The sequence below is a fragment of the Photobacterium sanguinicancri genome (genome assembly GCF_002265265.1).
GTDB lineage: Bacteria > Pseudomonadota > Gammaproteobacteria > Enterobacterales > Vibrionaceae > Photobacterium > Photobacterium sanguinicancri.
The window spans coordinates 1-356 of the sequence record NZ_NOIF01000547.1 but is presented as its reverse complement, the minus strand read 5'-3'; the positions used below and the strand labels follow the sequence as shown (position 1 = coordinate 356).

Here is a 356-nt window from a genome sequence, read left to right as displayed (position 1 = left end):
CTCGGTGTGGACGATGCCGGGGATGGTGCGGATGCGGGTCGAGATGAGGTCGACCAGGTGCTCGTCGCTCTCGCAGATGGCCTCGGCGAGGATGTCGAAGCTGCCGAGCGTCACGACCACGTACGCCAGCTCGCTGATCTCGGCGAGGGCCTCCGCGATCGTGCGCGGGTCGCCGGTGACGCGGATGCCGATCATCGCCATGCGCGGGAAGCCGAGCTGCAGAGGGTCGGTGACCGCGACGATCTGGATGACCCCTGCTTCGGTGAGCCGTTGCACGCGCTGTCGCGTCGCGGCCTCGCTGAGTCCGACCTCGCGCCCGATCTCGGCGTACGGTCGTCGGCCGTCTTCCTGCAGCA

Annotated in this window: 1 protein-coding gene; it reads right to left on the bottom strand. The window is 69.1% G+C overall.

Annotated elements, in window-relative coordinates:
* Nucleotides 1–356, bottom strand: a 356-nt coding sequence (locus ASV53_RS26700) for an Lrp/AsnC family transcriptional regulator (RefSeq protein ID WP_141226371.1), incomplete at both ends; no start/stop codon positions are given.